Origin of the sequence: Pseudarthrobacter defluvii (genome assembly GCF_030323865.1) — a bacterium.
In the GTDB taxonomy this organism is placed as follows: domain Bacteria; phylum Actinomycetota; class Actinomycetes; order Actinomycetales; family Micrococcaceae; genus Arthrobacter; species Arthrobacter sedimenti.
The window spans coordinates 456743-475860 of record NZ_CP066362.1 but is presented as its reverse complement, the minus strand read 5'-3'; the positions used below and the strand labels follow the sequence as shown (position 1 = coordinate 475860).

Sequence of the window (19118 nt, the reverse complement as noted above, 5' to 3'; positions counted from 1 at the left end):
GATGTGGTGACTGTCACACTAGTAAGGTACATGTCAGTAATGCAAGCGTTTACATCAAAAAGTTATCAGGAGGGGAACCTAATGCCAGACCCATCCGTTCCCGCATCCGGACCGGCCCCCTCTGCCTGGTGGGCCGACGCCGTCGTGTACCAGATCTACCCCCGCTCCTTCGCAGATGGCAACGGCGACGGCATGGGGGATCTGCGCGGTGTGCTGGACCGCCTGCCCTACCTTGAACGGTTGGGAGTGGATGCCATCTGGCTGTCCCCCTTCTACAGGTCGCCACAGGCCGACGGCGGCTACGACGTGGCGGACTACCGCCAGGTGGACCCGCTCTTCGGCTCCCTGGCGGACTTCGACGCGATGTTGCAGGAAGCTCACCGCCGCGGATTCAAAGTCATCGTGGACCTGGTTCCCAACCACACCTCGGACGAACACGCATGGTTCCGGGAGGCGCTGGCCGCGGCTCCTGGAAGCCCGCAACGGGACCGGTACATCTTCCGTGACGGCAAGGACGAAGTACCCGGCTCCGGGGACGGCAGGCTTGCACCGAACAACTGGAAGTCCGTGTTCGGCGGTCCGGCCTGGAGCCGGGTAACCGACGCGGACGGATCGCCCGGCCAGTGGTATCTCCACCTCTTCGACACCAAGCAGCCGGACCTGAACTGGGAGAACCCGGAAGTTCAGGAGGAGATGCGCTCGGTGCTGCGGTTCTGGCTGGACCGCGGGGCGGACGGCTTCCGGGTGGACGTTGCGCACGGCCTGGTGAAGGAGGCTGGGCTGCCAGACTGGGACGGCGTGGCTGCCATGGTTGAGGGAACATCAGGTCCCCGCATCGAGAGCCATCTGCCCGGGGATGCACCCCACGCCCACACCGACGCCGAGGAACCACACAGGGCAGTCTCCCCGATGTATCCGCCGTCGCCGTTCTTTGACCAGGACGGGGTACACGCAATCTACCGCGACTGGAACCAGGTCCTGGCCGAATACGGCGGAGACCGGATGATGGTTGCCGAGGCCTGGGTGGAACCGGCTGAGCGCCTTGCACGCTACGTCCGGCCCGATGAGATGCAGCAGGCCTTCAACTTCGATTTCCTGCTGGCCGGCTGGGATGCCGAACGCATGGCCGACGCCATCGACGCGTCGCTGGCAGCGGCAGCATTAGTTGGTGCTCCCTGTACGTGGGTACTCAGCAACCACGACACCGTGCGTCACGCCACCCGGTTCGGGCTGACAGACCCCACCACTTTCCCGAAGGGCATTGGCCCTGATGACGAACAGCCGGACGCAGCCCTGGGCCTGGCCCGCGCCCGCGCTGCCACGCTGGTTGCACTGGCGTTGCCGGGTTCGGCCTACCTTTACCAAGGTGAGGAATTGGGACTTCCGGAGCACACAACCCTCCCTGCGGAGGCCAGACAGGACCCGACATTTTTCCGGACCCACGGTGCCGAGATCGGGCGGGACGGATGCCGGGTCCCACTGCCGTGGGCAGGAGAAGAACCTGGCTTTGGTTTTTCTGGAGGGGTATCCACAGGAGCACCCGGGCCGTGGCTCCCGCAGCCGAAAAGCTTCGGCCCCCTGGCCGTCGACCAGCAGGACGGCGAGGAAGGCTCGACGCTGGAACTCTACCGCGCCGCATTGGCGTTCAGGGCGGCCCAGCGCCTGGGCAGCGGCACCGTGGAGTGGACTGACGAACACGCGCCGGACAGCGGTCTGCTGGCGTTCCGCAATGGGGAAACAGTGGTCCTGTCCAACATGGGCTTCTCCTCGGCCCCCGTGCCCGAAGGTTATGCCGTGGTCCTGTCCAGCGGTCCCGAACCCGCCGAAGAATGGGCCAGCATGCAGGAGGTCCCGGTGGACTGCACTGTTTATCTCCAAAGCGTCCGGCATTCCTAAAGCCCACGGCATCCCTAAAGCCCACGGAACGCTCAACGCGGGCGGTAGCCGGGAAAGGCGGACAGTACCGGCCGCAGCGCCGGCGGAACCAGCGGTACGCTAGCGGACGCGTTCAGCCCGGCTGAAGCGGGTCCGTGCCCCGGCCCCTATGTGGATGAGGACCGGCACCTCCTTGCCCACAGCGGACTCCAGTGCGTGCAGGAGTCCTGACACCTCGGCTGCGAGCAGATGCGGGGCCACACCCTGGCGCGGCAGGAGACGGACCTTCAACGCGGGCGAACCTTTTACGTCATAGGTAGTGACGGTGGCCCCAGCCAAGTCCGGCCTTCCCTCCAAGGCCTGCTTCAGGGCCTGTTCCGCTACCCCGGCGCCGATACGGACGTCGCCGGGGGTGTCGCCGGGATCGTATTCGGCCGCGAGGAGGTTTGACCGGCCCTTCCCCTGCTGGGCGATCCAGGCCACCATGAGCCCCATTAGCGCCACCAACGCCAGTGCAACGACAATCCACAACCAGCTTTCCGGCCGGCCCGGGAACCGGGTCGAGTCGAAAAGCCGGGTGATCCCGCCCCATACTCCACCGGACCAGGCATGCCACCAGGAAGCGACGGGAGGAAGGGCCGCCAGCAGCACCAGCAGGATCCCTGCCCCAAGCAGGATCAGGCCCAGCACAGTGAGCAGGATGCGGTTGAGCAGCGCCGGTGTGCTGTTCATGCCCCGATCACCCCGGAAGCCGTGACGTTGACACGGGGAACGGGCGCAGGTTCCAGCAGCATCTGATCCAGCTCGTCGCGGACCGCGTCCAGCACCCTGTCCTGATCCACAGGGATTCCGGACGTGGGACGCACGTTGACCAGCACCTGCCGTTGGGAAACAACGACCATGACCTGTTCAGGTGTGACGTTGGCGGCCAACCGTGCGCGGCGGGCGAGCGAGGATGCGATGACCTCGTCATCCACCACCACCGCGGGGAGCCCCTCGCCGGGCGCACCGGCCAGCAGATGGCGGGCGCGCTTTCCGGGAAGGACACCGTTAAGGAAGAAAATCAGTCCCAGCATGGCAAGAACGGCGCCGATCGCTGCCAGCAGCAGCGGGGAGATTCCGGCCGGAAGGTCCACGATGCGCTGCGCCGCCACCTGCGGCTCGATCAGCCAGGCCGGCTGGCCCACGGCGTGGACCCCGGATTCCAGGACCCCGTACGCGGCCAGGACCAGGACCAGGATGGCGGCGGCAACGGACACCGCTGCACGGGACGAGTGGGTCTCACGGTAAAGGACCCGACGCATCCAGGGTTCGTTCTTCCCGCGGGTTCCACCAGTGACTCCGCGGTCTTCCACGCTGCTGCTCACCGCACCCGCCCTTCTGTGCTGATCCTTGGTGTGCTGACCCCGGCTGTGCTGATCCTTGCTGTACTGATCCTCGCCCCGCTGATGCGGATATCCACGCGGCTCAACCGGGAACCACTCAGTTCGGAAACTGTTGCCAGGATGCTTGCCTTGGCCCTGACAGTGCGGTCCCAGATGGAACCGCCGGCCGCCTGCACCCGTGCGGGGTCCAGAACCACGGACTGCAAAGGCGGGATGCTGATGGGGGCAACGACGGATAAAGCCAGCAGGCCGTCGTCGTCCGTCCAATCCGCGCGGACATCCTGCGCGTCGACGCCCAGGGCCTGCGCCGCCGCCACCCTGGCAAGGCTGGTCAATGCCTGGGTGCTGATCCGGTTATGGCCGCTGAGCGCCTGCCCACGCACAACGGGCGCGGGCGAGCTCATGACGACGAGCGCCGGCCGGTGATGGCGTCGAACACGCCGCGCAGGTCCAGCTTTCCTTCCGCGGCACGGCCCAGGAGCGCTCCGATGGCCATGAACAGCAGTGAAACAAGGAAGCCCCACAGGCCAAACTGCAGGGACATGAACGCAACGAAGGCGCCCATCGCCGCGCCTGCCACCGTGAGGCTCACAGCAGTGCCTCCCGCTCGGTGGTGGCGGGCGGGGTGGTTTTGACGGGCGGGGGTACGTAGACGTCCGTTATCTCCACGTTCACCTCGATGACCTGCAGGCCCACCAGTTCCTCGACGGCGCGGTAGACAGCGGCGCGGACGTCATTGGCCAGTGAGTGCAGGGGTGTTCCGTAGCTTGCCACCAGGGTGATGTCCACGGCTACCTGGGTTTCGCCCACTTCAGCGTGGACCCCGGCGGCGTGGTCGGAGCTTCCGACGGCGTCGCGGATGGCGCCCAGGGCACGGGAGGGACCCGAACCCAGGGAGTAAACGCCGGGAACTGCCCGCGCGGCAATTCCGGCGACCTTTGCCACAGCAGTCTCGGAAATAACGGTCCGTCCGGGGCCCGGGGCCGGGCTTGCGGCGGGACGGCTTGGCACCACGGGTTGTGGGTTCTGGTATTCCATCAGGCACTCCCCCTTCTGTTGCTTCCACCCTATCCCCAGCCTGTGACACTGCGCTGGAAGAGTGATCAGGGGTTAAAGCAGAAAAGCACCAGTTCCGAAGAACTGATGCTTCCCAGTGGTGGCTCCGACCGGCGTCGATCCGGTGACCTTTCGATTTTCAGTCGAACGCTCTACCAACTGAGCTACAGAGCCTAGGTGACTAGTCACCATGACAGCCGGAATTTCTTCCAACAATCAGAGCGACCCTGACGGGACTTGAACCCGCGACCTCCGCCGTGACAGGGCGGCGCGCTAACCAACTGCGCTACAGGGCCTTGCGTTTCTTGCTTTGCAGTATCTCTACCGCATTTTTCAAGGCTTCCAGCCTACCAGACTTTTTTAGCCTGCTTGACCAGTTCCTTGCGTACCCCCAACGGGATTCGAACCCGTGCCGCCGCCGTGAAAGGGCGGTGTCCTAGGCCGCTAGACGATGGGGGCCAGAACCTGTCCGGAACAAAATAAAAGGCGTCAAGCGGGGCTTTCCGTCTTTGTCCTCTGCGTTTCTCCGAACGGGACTCCACAACTATAGGGGGTAACCGGGAATATTCCAAAATTGCCGGAAACCCCCGCCGTTCCGCCGCTGTGCGCGGTAAATCCGGGTAAAGATGGACGGATGGATGCCGTCGCAGCCCTCAACGAGATTGCTTTCTGGCTGGAGCGCGGACGCGCCGCCACTTTCAAGGTCCAGGCCTTCCGCAAGGCGGCGGCCGCAATCGAGCCCCTTGGGCCTGATGAAGTGGCACTGCGTGCCCGCACCGGCCGGCTCAAGTCCATGAAGGGGATCGGTGACCGGACCTATGCGGTGATCCGGCAGGCCGTGGACGGGTTTGTCCCCGATTACCTCGCTGACCTCAGGGAGAAGGGGGCCCAGCCACTGGCATCCGGCGGGGAGGACCTCCGGGCGGCACTTCGGGGAGACCTGCACAGCCATAGCGAATGGTCCGACGGCGGCTCCCCCATTGAGCTGATGGTGGCTGCTGCAGAGGTGCTGGGCAGGGAATACGTGGCCCTGACCGACCACTCCCCCAACCTCACGATTGCCAACGGGCTGTCCGCCGAGCGCCTGCTGAAGCAACTGGATGCGGTGGCCGGCATCAACAGCAACGGCGGGGCCACCCGGCTCCTGACCGGGATCGAAGTGGACATCCTGGAGTCCGGTGGGCTGGACCAGGAGCCGGAACTGCTGGACCGGCTGGATATTGTGGTGGCCAGCGTCCATTCAAAGCTGCGCGCTGACCGGAAAACCATGACCACCCGGATGCTCGGCGGCATCCAGGACCCGCAGACCAACGTCCTGGGCCACTGCACAGGCCGCCTGGTGGAGGGCTCCCGCGGGACCCGGCCGCCGTCGGAGTTCGACGCCAAGGAGGTCTTCGCAGCTTGCGCCGAGCACAACGTCGCCGTGGAAATCAATTCCCGCCCGGAGCGGCAGGACCCGCCCGACGCCCTGATCCAGCTGGCGCTGGAGGCGGGGTGCCTGTTCTCCATCGACAGTGATGCCCACGCACCGGGGCAGCTGGACTTCCTGCAGTACGGCGCGGAGCGGGCCGCCCGCAACGACGTCCCGGCTGAACGGATCATCACCACCTGGCCTGTGGAGAAGCTGCTCGCCTGGGCTGGTGGGAAGTAGGGACGGCAAAAGGCAACGTCGGGCAGAAAAGCAGGCCGGGCATGAAGCAGGGGGCCTGCCCGCCGCCGCAGCGCCAGCCGGGCACCGACGTGGCCGATTCCCGCCAGTCCGGTGCCCACATCCGCCGTAGATTTATCTCATGCCTTCCACCAGCCCCGCCCGCCAACCACTTCCTCCCCAAGCTCCAGCGGCTGCTCCCGTCAAGGCCCTGGGCGTGGCGGCCATGGTGGTCACCGTCGTGCTGTGGGCCTCGGCGTTCGTGGGCATCCGGGCCATCGGCCCGCACTTCTCCCCCGGCTCCCTGACACTGGGCAGGCTGGCGATTGCCGCCGTCGTCCTGGCCTTCCTGGTGGTGCCGCAACTTCTCAAGAGCCGGCTGTTGCCCAAGGGCCGCGAGTGGCTGCCCATCCTTGCCTACGGCGTGATGTGGTTCGGCGGGTACAACGTGGCGTTGAACGCTGCGGAGCACATCCTGGACGCCGGCACCAGTGCCCTGCTGATCAACGTCAACCCCATCCTGGTGGCCATCATGGCGGGCATCTTCCTCAAGGAAGGGTTTCCGCGCTGGCTGCTCATCGGCAGCACAGTGGCGTTTGCCGGGGTCGCGTTGATCGCCCTCGGCCCGGGGCAGCCGCGCACACCGGGGGAAAGTTCGACGGCGGACCTGGCGGGTGTGGCGCTTTGCCTCCTTGCAGCGGTCCTCGCCGCGGTCAGCGTCATCATCCAGAAACCGGTTGTGCGGAAATTCCCGGCGGCCCAGGCCACGTGGTTCGGCATCGTGGTGGGAGCGCTGTGCTGCCTGCCCTTCGCAGGGCAGCTGGCGGCCGAAGTGCAGGCCGCCCCGCCGCAGGCCACGCTGGGGCTCGTGTACCTTGGCGTTTTCCCGACCGCCATCGCCTTCACCACCTGGGCCTACGCGTTGTCACTCGTGGATGCCGGGAAGCTGGCGGCCACCACCTACCTGGTCCCCGGCACCACCGTCCTGATCTCCTGGCTGCTGCTGGGCGAAATCCCCACTGCCTGGGGACTGGTGGGCGGGCTGGTGTGCCTGGTGGGAGTGGGGCTGACCCGCCGCAGGTCCCGGGCGGACCGCCTCCGGCAACAACGCTTCCAGCGGTAGGGTCTGGGCATGCCAACCAATCTGCCGCCGGGCCTGCCGATCGTTCCCGACGGCCCGCACGAGCCTTCCGCCTTCAGCATGTCCCCCGACGAGTTTGAGGCCGCTGTCCAGGACGCCCTGGACAGCATTCCGGAGCGGCTGGCCCGCGCCATGGACAACGTTGCGGTCTTCATCGACGACGATTACGTGCCGGGGCCTGGGGAGGATCCGGACACGGTGCTGCTGGGGCTGTACGAAGGGGTTCCGCTGACGGAGCGCGATTCGTGGTGGGAAGCCGGCTCCCTCCCGGACCGGATAACAATCTTCCGCGAACCGATCCTGGAAATCAGTGCCTCGCGGGACGACGTGATCCACGAAGTGGCCGTGACCGTGGTCCACGAAATCGCGCACCACTTCGGCATTTCCGATGACCGGCTGCATGAACTGGGCTGGGGCTAGCCTTGTAAACATGGGACACGACCACAGCCACAGCCACGGGATGACCGCCACCGGCCGGCACCGGAAACGCCTTCTGGCCGTCCTGGGGATCACCCTCGGCGTGGTGGTCATCCAGATCGTGGGGTCCGTGCTTTCCGGGTCACTCTCCCTGCTGGCGGACGCGGGGCACATGCTCTCCGACGCGGCCGGCGTCACCATCGCCCTGCTGGCTGCATGGATCGCGGGCCGCCCCGCGAGCGATCAGCGGACCTATGGCTTCCAGCGGGCAGAGGTCCTCGCGGCCCTGGCCAACGCGCTGATCCTGATTGTGATTTCCGTGGTCATTTTCACTGAAGCCATCAGACGGTTCGGCGCACCCCCGGAAGTGCAGACGGGCATCATGCTGTCTGCCGCCATCCTCGGCGCCGTGGCCAACCTGGTATCGCTGCTGGTCCTGCGTACGGCGCAGGAGGAAAGCCTGAACATCCGCGGCGCCTACCTGGAAGTGCTCGGCGACCTCCTGGGCTCGGTGGCCGTCATCATCGCCGCCGTGGTGATCATGCTGACCGGCTTCCAGGCAGCGGACACCATTGCTTCCGTCCTGATCGCACTGATGATCCTCCCGCGGGCCTGGAGCCTGTTGCGCGATGTGGTGGACGTCCTGCTGGAAGCCAGCCCGAAGGGAGTGGAGGTGCAGATGATCCGCGAGCACATCCTTTCGGTGGCGGGTGTGACCGACGTCCATGACATTCACATCTGGACCATCACATCAGGCGTTCCGGTGTTCTCGGCCCACGTGGTGGTGGAGGACGGCGTGCTCAACGCCCGGGGCGCCGACCAGCTGCTGGACAAGCTCATCACGTGCCTGGGATCCCACTTCGACACGGACCACTGCACCTTCCAGCTGGAACCCGCCAGCCACTCCGAACATGAGGAACACCAACACGCCTGAGCCGACACACCCCCGCGGATTCCGCCGCTAATGACACTGTTGTGGTTTATGTTATTGATGTGACTAGTGTTGCCAATGTGCAGATGGTCACGTAGCCTCGGACTGCTGGCGAGCAGCTGAGGGGCACGGTTGTGCCGCATCCAGAACCTCACTCCCAGCCTTACTGTTGCGAGGTCTCTGCAGATGGCTTTATCCGGATCCGGCCGCAGGACGGCCGTGCTTTGCGCCGCCGTCGTCCTTTTTGCTTCCGTCGCAACGCCGGCGGCCGCAGTCCCGGCACCGTCCCTGCCCCTGACCGTTCCGGCGACGCCCGAGATCCCGTCGCCCGAGGACATTGCCGCAGCCAAGGCCAGCGAGTCCGCAACGGCGGACAAGGTCACGGACATCGAACGCATCCTGGCCGACGCGTCCACAGCCCAGCAGGCCGCGTTCGCGGTGGCCATGCAGGCCAACAACGCCTACAGCGAGGCACTGGTGGAACTGCAGCAGCGGACCGAGGCGGCATCAGTCGCCGCAGCCAAGGCCGACTCCGCCCGGGAACAGCAGGACAAAACCCGCAAGCAGGTGGGGCAGCTCGCCGGTGACCTGTACCGGAACGGCGGCCTGAACCCCACCCTCGGCACCTTCGCCAGCGGCGGTGAAAGCCTGCAGCAGGCCGCCACGCTCGAGGCCCTCTCTGCCAGCCGCAGCCGGGCTTTCGAAGCTGCCGACGCCGCAGCCACCGCCTACCGTTCCCTGACCGCAGCTGCGGATGACGCCTCCAAGGCCGCCGACGATGCAGCCAAGATGGCGGAACAGCGGAAGTCCCAGGCGGAACAGGCCAACGCCGCACAGGCCAAGGCTGTGGCTGACGCCAAGGCCCAGCGGACCGTCCTGGTGGACCAACTCGCACAGCTCCGCAACACCACGGTGGCGCTCGAATCAGCCCGCGTAGATGCCTTGGACCGGCAACGCGAGGAGGCCCGCCTCGCCGCACTGTCCGCCGCCGCAGACAAGGCTGCAGCGGACAATGCCGCCCAGGATAAGGCAGCCCAAAACCAGGCAGCGCAGAACCAAGGCGGGCAGAACCAGGGCGGGCAAAACCAGGCTGCTGCCGGCCAGAACGACCCAAGCCAGGACACGGCCCCTGCGGCACCTGCTCCAGCAGCAGCCCCCGCAGCGCCGGCCGCACCGGCACCTGTTGCACCCGCGCCGGCGCCCGCGCCCGTTGCTCCGGCACCTGCTGCGCCTGTTCCCGCCGCGCCGGCTCCTGCCCCTGCTCCCGTTGCCCCGGCTCCCGCGCCCGCGCCTGCACCGGCTCCTGCGCCCGCCCCTTCAACGGGTTCAGGCACCTATGAGGCAGCGATCTCCGTAGCCCTGGGGAAGGTGGGGGCACCGTACTACTACCAGTGGGGCGGGACCGGGGTCTACGGTTTCGACTGCTCCGGGCTGGTGCAGAACGCCTTCGCTGCGGCTGGCCAGTACCTGCCGCGCACCGCCTCCCAGCAGTACGCGGCAGCCCCGGTCCACGTTCCGATTTCGCAGGCCCGCCGCGGCGACCTGCTGGTCTGGGGCTCGGCACCGAACTTCTACCATGTAGCCATTTACCTGGGGAACGGCCAGGTGGTGCAGGCCCTCAACCCGCAGGAAGGCATCACCGTTTCCAGCATCAGCTCGATGGTGGGCATGGAGCTTTACCCGTACGCGGCCCGCTACTGACCCTCATCGCTGGACCCTGCGGCAGTGATGTTTGCCGCCGGCATCGTCAGCTCAGAATGTCCTTGGTGACGAACCGGCCGTAGGCGAGTGCTCCGAACACTGCCACGTAGCCGGCCTGGAGCAGGGCGTTGCTGCCGAAGGAATCCCACACCAGCGGCTGGCGCAGCATGTCGCCAAAACCGAGCCAGTAGTGGCTGAATAGCCACGGGTGCAGCCACTCCAGCTGCGGCAGCTGGTCCGCGACCTGCGACACCACCGAGACCACCACGGTGGCAGCCATGGCCCCGACCGGAACCACGGTGAGGGTGGACAGGAACAGCCCGATCGCGGACAGGCCCGCCAGGGATACCGCCAGGTAGGCGGCGATCAGCACGATGCGCAAAGCCGCTTCGCCCGGCTGGACCACGCCGCCGGAGAGCAGCGTCACCGGGCCTACCGGGAAAAGCGCGGCTCCGATGGCCGCCCCGGCGACGCCCACGGTCAAGGGTGCCGCGATGCAGAAGGCCAGCGCGCCTGCGTACTTGACCAGCAGGAGCCGTACCCGTCCGGCCGGTGCCACCAGCAGGTACCTGAGGGTTCCCAGGTTCGCCTCGCCTGCGATCGTGTCCCCGGCCACCACCCCCACCGCAAGCGGCATGAACAGCGGTACGGAGACCAGCATGGCGGTGAAGGCAACGAACAGGCCGTTCTGGGTGATCCGGTCAAGGAATGCGGGACCCCTGCCGGGCGGGACGGCGGAAGAGACTTTCACGGCGATGGCGATGAGGACCGGGATGGCAGCCAGGGCCAGGAGCAACGCCCAGGTCCGGCGGCGCGCAAACAAAACCTTGAGTTCTGACCCAAGAAGGGAGAATCCGGAGCTTCGCGGGGCTGCTGCCGGCCGGGCCGTTCCGGCGGCTTCGGGCATGTCGGCGGGCACGCTACTGGGCAACGTCGAATCCTTCCCCGGTGAGGGCAACAAAGCGGTCTTCAAGGCTTTCACGCTCGACGGCGAACCCCCGGACCCGAACGCCGGCGTGCACCAGGTGCGCCACGACGTCCTCCGGGAGCACCTCCGGCTGTTGGGCGCCGGTCTGGAGCACCGCCACAACGGTCTCCCCATCGGCTTGTGCACGCGGTCCAGCCTGTCCGGGGTCAGGTGCCAGCCCCAGCCGGGCCAGGACCTCCCGGGCCGACCCGCCGTCGGGCGTGACCAGCCGGAGGCGGGTGGACCCTGCCTGCCGCAGCTCAGCCAGCGGCCCCTGCGCCACAAGCCTGCCGGCGCTCATGACGGCGGCATGGGTGCACATCTGGTCCACCTCGGCCAGCAGGTGGCTGGACACAAAAACGGTGGCGCCCTCATTCGCCAGGGACCGCACCAGGTTGCGGACTTCCCGGGTGCCCTGCGGATCCAGCCCGTTGGTGGGCTCGTCCAGCACCAGCAGGTCCCGCGGCGAGAGCAGGGCGTTGGCGATGCCCAGCCGCTGCTTCATTCCCAGCGAGTACGCGTGCACCCGTTTGCCTGCGGCGTGTTCCAAGCCCACACGCTCCAGCGCCTGCTGCACCCGCGCCTTCCGCGTTGCCGGCACGGTGTGCGGGCTGGCCGAATCCAGCCGGTGCAGGTTGGCGGCGCCGGAGAGGAAGGGGTAGAAGGCCGGCCCCTCAACCAACGCGCCCACCCGCGGGAGGACCTCGTGGAGTTTGTCCGGCATCTCGCGGCCCAGCAGGCTTACCGTTCCGGCGGACGCAGCGGCCAGGCCCAGCAGCATGCGGATGGTGGTGGTCTTGCCGGACCCGTTGGGCCCCAGGAAGCCGAAGACCGTCCCGTGCGGAACGGCGAGGTCCACGCGGTCGACGGCGGCCTGCTGGCCAAAGTGCTTGCTCAGGCCACGGGTTTCAATCGCCAGGGCGCCGCTCACCGGAGCAGCCCCCGCATGGCCACCGTTCCCCGTCCGGCCACCACTTACTGGGCCGCTGCTGCTGACTGCAGCTGTTCCGGCGGCACCATTCCCGCGAAGACGCGTCCGTCGTCGGTGACCAGGACGTTGATGAGTGCGGTGGAGAGGAGCCGGCCGCCGGGTACGGCGACGGCAGCCTGGGACAGCAGCGGATCCTGCAGGACGGATCCGGCTGCAGAGGCATTACCCTTTGCGGTGCCCACCACGGTTTCCCAGCCGGTACCGGTTACGGACACCTGTCCCTTGGCGCCCTTGTGCATGCCGTTCTGATGGGCACCGTCAGCGTGCTCACGGGACTTGTCCGGAACCGGGAGTTCCTTGACGGTGCTGCCCGGGGGCGGGGTGAAGGCGAAGACGGACTGGTCGGGGACGGCCAGGGAGAGGCTGGTGAAGCCGGAGCTGAAAGCAGGCTTGTCCGCTCCGCGTGCGGTTACCTGGACGGACAGGGGCATGCCGTTTTGGCCGTCGACGGCGATGGCCACCTTGCCCACCAGGGTTGCGTCTGTGCGTGGCTCAATCAGCAGGTTGTAGGCTGCCCGGCCGGCAACGGAAACGTCCGGTCCCACGGACACGGCGGTGCTGGGGTCAACCTTGGACAGGAACTGCTGGGCCACCTCGGCCGGTGTAGGCATAGCGCCCGCCCCCTGGCGGTCCTTTGGCGACGCCGGGTCATGTGCGGGCAGCGCAACGTGCGCCGCCGAGTTGTCCTTCGACGAATAGAACCACACATCGCTGCCGTGGCGGACAACATCCCGCTCGGCCAGTTGGTCCATCACCTGAACCCGGGCATTGTCCTTGCCGTCCATGAAGACACGGGCGGTGTGCTTGCCGGACAGCAGCTCAATCACGGAAGCTGCGCTGCCCGGGGATGCAGGCGCGGACGGCTTGCCCGTGGCCGGCAGCTCCGGCAGCCCCAGATCGGCCGACTGCTCCACGGTCCCCGAGAAGGCCTGCACCTGATGGCTGGCTGCCAGCTCCAGGACTTGGGCGGGCGTCCTGGCCGGCAGGGGGTCGCTGGCCCCTGCCGGGAGGGACCCCGCGAGGGCGCCCGCGGCAATAACTACCGGGGCCGCCACGGCAGGCAGCCACCGCAGCCACACCCGACGGCCCGGTGCTGTGGTGTTCACTTGAAAGCGTCCGCTGGAACCCAGCCTGTTGGAGCCCATACGTAAAGACTACGCCCGTGCCGGCGGCTCCGCGCCCCTCCGCAGCCCTCCGTCCCGGGGCGTTCCTGGCGGTTCCGGCACCACGGTTCCCGCCCCGCCGTCGACCGTTATTTTTTGGCCCGTGCTGATGCGGCCCGTTGCGTCCGCCACTCCCACCACCGCCGGGATGCCGTACTCCCTGGCCACCACGGCGCCGTGCGAGTTCGCTCCGCCCATCTCCATCACCAGCCCTCCCGCCGTGAGGAACAGCGGAGTCCAACCGGGGTCCGTGGACGGCGCCACCAGGATCTCGCCCGGCTCAAGGCGGGCGCCGACCGGATCCAGGATGACCCGTGCCGGCGCAGTCACCGTTCCCGCCGAGGCCGGGCTGCCGGCCAGGGTTCCGTCCCCGGAACTTCCGACGGCGGCCCGCACCGCTTCGGGTTCGGTGCCGTCCGAGAGCAGCACCCTGGGGATGTGCCGGCGCCTGAGCTCCCGGGCGTACTCCTGCTTCCGCTCCGCCACAAGCTGCCGCAGGTCCAGGGCAGGCCCTTCCGCGCCAGGGGTGTTGCCCGCCAATGCGCGGCGGACCTCGGCGAAGTCCAAAAAGAACACGTCGTCCCGGCACGCGATGGTGCCCGCCTGCTCCAGTTCCCTGCCAACCAGGAGCAGCTGCCGGCGGACTTCCCCGAGTCCAAGCACCAAAAGGTACTTTGGCAGCTCCCGCAGGCCGGCAAACAACCGTGCCCTGCGCAGCGCCGCGCGCACGAGTCGTCCCCGGATCCTGCCCCGGGCCGCTGCGCGGGCAACCAGCCGTTCCACCTGTTCTTCGGCATCCTCGGCTGCCTTGCTGAACTGGGCGTCAGGGGCCAGCGCCGGGTTATCCAGGCGGAGGTAGTTGGCGAGGATTCCCAGGATGTGTGCCGGTTCCTCCGACCATCGCGGCAGTCCTACGTCGATTTCACCCACTGCCCGCTGGCCGTACCTGTCCAGGAACCTCGCCAGGCCGGCGTCCAGTCGGGCCGGCAACTGCCCGGCCCGGTATGCGTCCGCGAGGATGGAGGGGTTCTTCGTCAGGAGCGCGGCGCGCGAGTCCGGGTCTTCCTGGATGGCTGTTGCGAGGCGCCACAATTCCAGGTCCATTTCCGTGGTGACATTGTGGGGCAGGCCGCGGATCACAGGCTGCAGTTCATCCCATGCATCTCCGCCAAGCAGCTTCCCGGCGAGGCCCAACATGGCGAAGCCCAGGGCGGGAAGGGGCAGGATGGCCGGCACGATCAAGAACAGGCGTGACCCCAAGAGCGATTCGGCGTGGTCGAGCCGCACCAAGGTATCAGCGCCTGCATCGGGAGCCAGCGAGGCTTCATAGTCTTGGGTGAACTGGTCCAGCCGGCGCAGGGCCGCGCGGGGCCGGAACAGGGCATGGACGAGGGTGGCGGGAACCTTGGCACGGATCGCTACCGGTGCCACGTGGCGCAGCAGCCCGAACGGCGTCCTCTTAGTCACCGAGAAGGCGGGGTCCTCCATCAGCCGGCGCATGACCGTTGCGGTCCGCGCCTCCATGATGTCGAAAACCCGGGGAACGATGCGTCGGCCCACCGCGCTGCGGATCGGGGTGGTGAAGTCAACGTAGATCCGCTGCCCGGCCTCGGCATAGGGTGACGGTCCGTGCCGGGGATCAGGAACAGGGAAACCGGCAGCCGTGGCAACGGAGGAGGCAATGAGTCGGACGGCCGCGAGGCCCACGGGGGTGAGCGGCCGGGTGAGCCCCTGGGCCAGGCTGAAGCAGAGGTACGCCCTGGTGCCGGTGACGGGTTTTCCCCGCGCGGCCCTGCCTGCGGCGCCGTTGCTCCTCGGAACCGGGTACAGCGTGGTGATCGGCCTGGACTGCGTGAGCCAGAGGGCACCGGCCCGGTCGATGGCCCACTCGGTGTCCTGCGGGGAACCGAAATGCTCCTGGGCCTTCAAGCCCAGCGTGGCCAACATCCGCAATTGGCTGTCTGCCAGGCAGGCCCCACCGCGGTCGTCCGGCAACTCCCGGATATGTGTCCCGCCGCCGGGGAGCGGCCGCACCTCGATGCCCGTGGCGCCCAGTTCCAGTTCCAGCACCCTGCCGGTCAGCGCATCCACTACGAAGTGGTCCGGATTGACCGCGCCGGAGACAACCGACTCGCCCAGGCCCGGACTGGCGTCCACCACTACCTGGCGGCGGCTGCCGGTGAGCGGATTCGCCGTGAACATGACGCCCGCCGTCTCCGCGTCCACCATCCGCTGGACCACCACCGCGAGCGCCACCCCGGCAGGGTGGATCCCCAGGGTTGCCCGGTATGCCGTTGCCCGGTCAGTCCACAGCGACGCCCAGCAACGACGTACGGCCTCCAGCACCGCAGGAACTCCCACCACGTTGAGGTATGTGTCCTGCTGCCCCGCGAAACTGGCGAACGGCAGGTCCTCGGCGGTGGCCGAAGACCTGACCGCCACCGGAACATCCGGACCGAGGGCCCGATAGGCGTGCCCTACGGCCTCGGCGACGGCAGCGGGAATCGGCGCTGCCTGGATTGCCGCACGTGCCTTTCCGGCCAGCCCGGTTATGTCAGGTGGTTCCCCTCCGGCGCCGGCTGCAGTGTGCAGGGCCGCGTAGGCCACTGCCAGCGCGGGGAGCAGGCTGTCCGGGGCTCCGATTGCCTGGCGGTACGCAGCGGTAGTGAGGCAGAAGCCGTCAGGAACCGGCAGCCCGCGGGACAACAGCTCACCGAGGTTGGCTGCCTTGCCGCCCACCAGCGCCAGCATCCCGGCGTCGAGGCCACGCAACTCCAGCACCAGCTCGTCGTCCGGGCTGGTGCCCACCATCGGCGGGGTTTGCTGCGCCATGTCCCAGGTGCCGTATGCCTGAATAGCCGTGTTGCCTGGCAGTCCTGCGCTTTAGGCGGCGTCGCCCAGTATTGGGCCGAACCGCGCACGGTCAGCCATGCGCGGGTCCTCCCGGTCCGGGACCACCATGACCGGTCCCTTGGCGTGGTGGAGCACGCCGTCGGATGTTGAACCCAGGAGCATGCCGGTGAAGCCGCCCCGGCCGCGGGTGCCTACTACCACCAGCTCCACGTGCCGGCTTTCTTCAACGAGCACGTCAACCGGTGAACCGTCCTTCAGCTCGTACTCGGCCTCAAGGTGGGGGTAGTGGCTGCGGAGCCAGGCCATGCCGGCCTCCAGGGTGACCCGGATGTCATCGAACAGGGCTTTGCGGTCCATCGGCGCCGGAACCCAGGCCAAGGAACCGCTGTACTGGGGTACGGCGCACACCACGCGCAGGGAGGCGCCAAGGCGTTCGGCTTGGTCGGCTGCTTCGAGGACGGCGACGCGCGCCTGATCGGAGCCATCCACCCCGACCACCACCACGTTTTCCACTTGCCGGTGCCCGGACTTGGCCTGCTCGGCCTTGACCCGGCGGTCCTCGGTGGTCTCGCCCAGCCGGTTTGAGCAGAACAACGGCACCGTCACTGTGGGGCATTTGGCATGGGCGGGAAGTGCACTGCTGACCGAGCCCAGCAGCCGGCCCACGAAACCGCCGCGGCCGCGGGTTCCCACCACCAGCAGTTCCGCGCTTTCGGAGATCTCCAGCAGAACTCCTGCCGCGTCACCGTTCTCCACGGAGGATGTCACGTCCACGTCGTACGGCGAGATCTTCTCGAGCGCCTGTTTGAGGATGGCCTCGGCACCTTCGCGGATAACGGAGTCGTCCACCGTGGCGTAGCCGCCGTCCAGCCCTGACGCGGCGAAAATCGGCACAGAGTAGGCGGTGACTATATGGAGAGGGCGACGGCGGCGCTGGGCTTCGCGTGCAGCCCACACCAAGGCGCACTGGCCATGGTCCGAGCCGTCAACGCCCACCACGATGCCATGGGGAGCGTCAGACGCACCACCACCATCCCGGGCCGGGTCCGGATGCAACTCTCGTGAGCCCATGGGGGCCGCCTCCTCGCGATACGCCTGATGTTGCGGCTATTCTGCCAGAAAACCGACCCTCCCCCGCACATCCCGATTCCGGGCTGCACCGGCAGGAAATGACCGTCTTCCGTTTCCCACTATTCTCCGTCCCCACAGGCTTAGCAAGCCTGCTCAGGGGCACGTGAGCCCAGTTATCCACAGGCTCGGCCAGCCCATTCAGGGGTACGCGAGTCCACGTATCCACAGGCTTTAGGGCGACCGTCGGAAAGCGCCTTCACGCCCGGAGGATTGTTTTCTCCATTGGGCTATTCAGGGCCGCTTTTGTTCTGTAGTCTTCAGGACATTGTTGGTCCGGGACGCCAAGCGCAACTTCCTGCCAGGACGTTTCCGGCCATACTCTGCGTCCGGACTTTGGGGTTACCGGGACGCGGGCCGGCGAGGATGCCGGCGCCTGCTGAAAGCTTCGAAGGAGGGAAACTGTAGTGTCAAGCGTGCCTGGGGATGCGGGGACCGAACAGACCACCACGGTGATCATTGGCACGGGCCTGTCCGGACTGGCCGTGGCCGCCGAACTGCGCCGGCACGGCGTGGACTCCATAGTGGTGGACGGGCTGGACATCCTTGGCGCCAACCAACCCGCCAACACCTCCTCACTGCAGCGCTGCGATGCGGCAGACAGCGATACCCTCCGGGAACGGAACGAGATCCTCCGCCACCTCCGCAATTACGCGGCAAGCCATCGTGTAGATGTCCGGAACACCACCCGCGCGGTCCAGCTGACCATGGTGGGAGGCCCGAAAAACGAATCGACCCCGCAGTGGCGGGTGCACACCCCCACAGGCGTCCTGGTGGCCGACCACATTGTGCTGACCCGGTGCGCGCACAGCCAGCTGCGGCGAATGCTCAATGACTTCGGCATTACGGTTGGCCGCAACGTGGCAGCGGCCATGCGCGCCATCGGCATCTACCTGGTGGGGGTGGGCGAACTGATTACGCCCTCGCCCAAGGAAGTGCTGCGCCAGGCCAAGACCGTGGGCCAGGCAATCTCGGCCAAGGTCAACCAGGGCACTGCCCAGCAGCCCGGCGGTGCCTTCCCGGCAACGGGGAGCTTTGCGGTGCTGGGCTGCTGAAGCCCCAAACCCTTTCCACCGTCAGGTCCCGGCCTTCCGGCCCTGCTGGCGGCAGCTACTCCCCGCCCTTTTCTCCCGCGTCCCCGTCGCCGTTAAGCCGACGCCGGGCCAGCACGCCGAGAGCCACCAGCAGCCCCACCGCGACGACGGCAAAGATCACAATGCTCCACTGGAAGGGCTCTCCCGCCCTGGCGGGGCTGGACGGCTCTTCCGTCACCCCGGGCTGTGCCGTGCCCATGCTCGGCACCGTACCCGCCGCCGTCGAACTTCCCGCCGCGGAAGTTCCGGAGGACGCAGCACTGGACGGAGCAGCAGCGGAGGGGGCAGCACCGGGTGCGCCGCCGGTCACGGTGAAGGTGAAGGTGCCTTCGATGGGGTGGGAATCCGACCCGACTACGCGCCACGCGACGGTGTACGCGCCCGACGGACCGCCCTGCCGAAGCTTCTGGGTTGCCACGTTATCAACGATCTGGACGGAGCCGTCAGCCCATTCCGTGCCACCCGAATCCTTGACCGAGAAGGACGATCCGATGCCCAGCGGCTTGTTGCTGAAGGTCACGGAGACCTCCTCCGGCGGCGCGGCGAGCGAAGCCCCCTGGGCGGGGCTGGTGGACTCTGCAGCATCGTGGGCGGAGGCTGGGCCTGCCAGGCCCAGCGATGTGGCTGCAAGGATAAAGGACCCGAGCACAAGGCCCAGCAACTGGCGGCGAATTTGGCGCATGGTTGGGCTGCTCCTTGTGTTGGCTTCCTTACAGACTAGGCGCATTTGGCGGCCCAACCCCTCCCGCACCATTAGGATGCAGGTAT

18 protein-coding genes and 3 tRNA genes are annotated in these 19118 nt (G+C 67.4%); 7 read left to right on the top strand and 14 right to left on the bottom strand.

Annotation, left to right across the window (positions count from 1 at the left end; genetic code table 11):
- Nucleotides 1-81 precede the first annotated feature (81 nt).
- Nucleotides 82-1896: a glycoside hydrolase family 13 protein gene (locus JCQ34_RS02320; RefSeq protein WP_286401417.1), complete on the top strand. Its 1815-nt coding sequence runs from the start codon at nt 82-84 to the stop codon at nt 1894-1896.
- A gap of 99 nt (nt 1897-1995) precedes the next feature.
- On the opposite strand, the gene JCQ34_RS02315 is transcribed toward JCQ34_RS02320, so the two are convergent.
- The 8 genes from JCQ34_RS02315 to JCQ34_RS02280 all read right to left on the bottom strand — a co-directional run bounded on the left by JCQ34_RS02315 (nt 1996) and on the right by JCQ34_RS02280 (nt 4775).
- Nucleotides 1996-2607: a hypothetical protein gene (locus JCQ34_RS02315; protein ID WP_286401415.1), complete on the bottom strand. Its 612-nt coding sequence runs from the start codon at nt 2605-2607 to the stop codon at nt 1996-1998.
- Nucleotides 2604-3242, bottom strand: coding sequence for a hypothetical protein (locus tag JCQ34_RS02310; protein ID WP_286401412.1), 639 nt, complete (start codon nt 3240-3242; stop codon nt 2604-2606). The genes JCQ34_RS02315 and JCQ34_RS02310 overlap by 4 nt, the downstream gene beginning before the upstream one ends.
- Entirely contained in the window at nt 3239-3664 is a 426-nt protein-coding gene (locus JCQ34_RS02305; RefSeq protein ID WP_286401410.1) for a hypothetical protein, read from the bottom strand. The genes JCQ34_RS02310 and JCQ34_RS02305 overlap by 4 nt, the downstream gene beginning before the upstream one ends.
- Nucleotides 3661-3852, bottom strand: coding sequence for a hypothetical protein (locus JCQ34_RS02300; protein ID WP_286401408.1), 192 nt, complete (start codon nt 3850-3852; stop codon nt 3661-3663). Before JCQ34_RS02300 ends, JCQ34_RS02305 begins: the two co-directional genes overlap by 4 nt.
- The gene (locus JCQ34_RS02295; RefSeq protein WP_286401406.1) at nt 3849-4298 is read right to left on the bottom strand and encodes an Asp23/Gls24 family envelope stress response protein; all 450 of its coding nucleotides are present in this window, start codon (nt 4296-4298) and stop codon (nt 3849-3851) included. Before JCQ34_RS02295 ends, JCQ34_RS02300 begins: the two co-directional genes overlap by 4 nt.
- A 116-nt stretch (nt 4299-4414) precedes the next feature.
- Nucleotides 4415-4490, bottom strand: a tRNA-Phe gene (locus tag JCQ34_RS02290).
- A 48-nt stretch (nt 4491-4538) separates the two neighbouring features.
- Nucleotides 4539-4612: transfer RNA gene (locus tag JCQ34_RS02285), tRNA-Asp, on the bottom strand.
- 90 nt (nt 4613-4702) lie between these two features.
- A tRNA-Glu gene (locus JCQ34_RS02280) sits at nt 4703-4775 on the bottom strand.
- A gap of 175 nt (nt 4776-4950) precedes the next feature.
- Here JCQ34_RS02280 and JCQ34_RS02275 point away from each other — a divergent pair.
- The 5 genes from JCQ34_RS02275 to JCQ34_RS02255 all read left to right on the top strand — a co-directional run bounded on the left by JCQ34_RS02275 (nt 4951) and on the right by JCQ34_RS02255 (nt 10154).
- The gene (locus tag JCQ34_RS02275; protein WP_286401404.1) at nt 4951-5967 is read left to right on the top strand and encodes a PHP domain-containing protein; all 1017 of its coding nucleotides are present in this window, start codon (nt 4951-4953) and stop codon (nt 5965-5967) included.
- Between the two features lie 139 nt (nt 5968-6106).
- A complete protein-coding gene (locus JCQ34_RS02270) occupies nt 6107-7087 on the top strand; it encodes a DMT family transporter (RefSeq protein WP_286401401.1) in 981 nt (326 codons plus the stop codon).
- A gap of 9 nt (nt 7088-7096) precedes the next feature.
- Complete coding sequence (locus tag JCQ34_RS02265; protein WP_286401398.1) at nt 7097-7525, top strand: metallopeptidase family protein; 429 nt, start codon at nt 7097-7099, stop codon at nt 7523-7525.
- A gap of 10 nt (nt 7526-7535) precedes the next feature.
- Nucleotides 7536-8456, top strand: coding sequence for a cation diffusion facilitator family transporter (locus tag JCQ34_RS02260; RefSeq protein WP_286401395.1), 921 nt, complete (start codon nt 7536-7538; stop codon nt 8454-8456).
- A gap of 183 nt (nt 8457-8639) precedes the next feature.
- Nucleotides 8640-10154, top strand: coding sequence for a C40 family peptidase (locus JCQ34_RS02255; RefSeq protein ID WP_286401393.1), 1515 nt, complete (start codon nt 8640-8642; stop codon nt 10152-10154).
- Nucleotides 10155-10200: 46 nt separating this feature from the next.
- Here the strand turns inward: JCQ34_RS02255 and JCQ34_RS02250 are convergent, their stop codons facing one another.
- Genes JCQ34_RS02250 through JCQ34_RS02230 form a run of 5 tightly spaced genes read right to left on the bottom strand, consistent with a single transcriptional unit; the run spans nt 10201 to nt 17199 of the window.
- Nucleotides 10201-11061 carry an ABC transporter permease gene (locus JCQ34_RS02250; RefSeq protein WP_286404256.1) on the bottom strand — a complete coding sequence of 287 codons (861 nt, stop codon included), beginning with the start codon at nt 11059-11061 and terminating at the stop codon, nt 10201-10203.
- A gap of 13 nt (nt 11062-11074) precedes the next feature.
- Entirely contained in the window at nt 11075-12052 is a 978-nt protein-coding gene (locus JCQ34_RS02245; protein WP_286401392.1) for an ABC transporter ATP-binding protein, read from the bottom strand.
- Nucleotides 12053-12096: 44 nt separating this feature from the next.
- A complete protein-coding gene (locus tag JCQ34_RS02240; RefSeq protein WP_286401390.1) occupies nt 12097-13218 on the bottom strand; it encodes a hypothetical protein in 1122 nt (373 codons plus the stop codon).
- Nucleotides 13219-13266: 48 nt separating this feature from the next.
- Nucleotides 13267-16107, bottom strand: coding sequence for a PEP/pyruvate-binding domain-containing protein (locus tag JCQ34_RS02235; protein ID WP_286401387.1), 2841 nt, complete (start codon nt 16105-16107; stop codon nt 13267-13269).
- 51 nt (nt 16108-16158) lie between these two features.
- A complete protein-coding gene (locus tag JCQ34_RS02230; protein WP_286401385.1) occupies nt 16159-17199 on the bottom strand; it encodes a universal stress protein in 1041 nt (346 codons plus the stop codon).
- Nucleotides 17200-17672: 473 nt separating this feature from the next.
- Between JCQ34_RS02230 and JCQ34_RS02225 the strand changes: the two genes are divergently transcribed.
- Complete coding sequence (locus JCQ34_RS02225) at nt 17673-18311, top strand: NAD(P)-binding protein (RefSeq protein ID WP_286404253.1); 639 nt, start codon at nt 17673-17675, stop codon at nt 18309-18311.
- Between the two features lie 55 nt (nt 18312-18366).
- On the opposite strand, the gene JCQ34_RS02220 is transcribed toward JCQ34_RS02225, so the two are convergent.
- Nucleotides 18367-19032: a copper resistance CopC family protein gene (locus JCQ34_RS02220; RefSeq protein ID WP_286401382.1), complete on the bottom strand. Its 666-nt coding sequence runs from the start codon at nt 19030-19032 to the stop codon at nt 18367-18369.
- Nucleotides 19033-19118 lie beyond the last annotated feature (86 nt).

Coding starts and splice junctions, on each gene's coding strand:
- JCQ34_RS02320 (WP_286401417.1), top strand. CDS start 82: ATGCCAGACCCATCCGTTCCCGCATCCGGACCGGCCCCCTCTGCCTGG.
- JCQ34_RS02315 (WP_286401415.1), bottom strand. CDS start 2,607: ATGAACAGCACACCGGCGCTGCTCAACCGCATCCTGCTCACTGTGCTG.
- JCQ34_RS02305 (WP_286401410.1), bottom strand. CDS start 3,664: ATGAGCTCGCCCGCGCCCGTTGTGCGTGGGCAGGCGCTCAGCGGCCAT.
- JCQ34_RS02295 (WP_286401406.1), bottom strand. CDS start 4,298: ATGGAATACCAGAACCCACAACCCGTGGTGCCAAGCCGTCCCGCCGCA.
- JCQ34_RS02275 (WP_286401404.1), top strand. CDS start 4,951: ATGGATGCCGTCGCAGCCCTCAACGAGATTGCTTTCTGGCTGGAGCGC.
- JCQ34_RS02270 (WP_286401401.1), top strand. CDS start 6,107: ATGCCTTCCACCAGCCCCGCCCGCCAACCACTTCCTCCCCAAGCTCCA.
- JCQ34_RS02265 (WP_286401398.1), top strand. CDS start 7,097: ATGCCAACCAATCTGCCGCCGGGCCTGCCGATCGTTCCCGACGGCCCG.
- JCQ34_RS02260 (WP_286401395.1), top strand. CDS start 7,536: ATGGGACACGACCACAGCCACAGCCACGGGATGACCGCCACCGGCCGG.
- JCQ34_RS02255 (WP_286401393.1), top strand. CDS start 8,640: ATGGCTTTATCCGGATCCGGCCGCAGGACGGCCGTGCTTTGCGCCGCC.
- JCQ34_RS02250 (WP_286404256.1), bottom strand. CDS start 11,061: ATGCCCGAAGCCGCCGGAACGGCCCGGCCGGCAGCAGCCCCGCGAAGC.
- JCQ34_RS02235 (WP_286401387.1), bottom strand. CDS start 16,107: ATGGCGCAGCAAACCCCGCCGATGGTGGGCACCAGCCCGGACGACGAG.
- JCQ34_RS02230 (WP_286401385.1), bottom strand. CDS start 17,199: ATGGGCTCACGAGAGTTGCATCCGGACCCGGCCCGGGATGGTGGTGGT.
- JCQ34_RS02220 (WP_286401382.1), bottom strand. CDS start 19,032: ATGCGCCAAATTCGCCGCCAGTTGCTGGGCCTTGTGCTCGGGTCCTTT.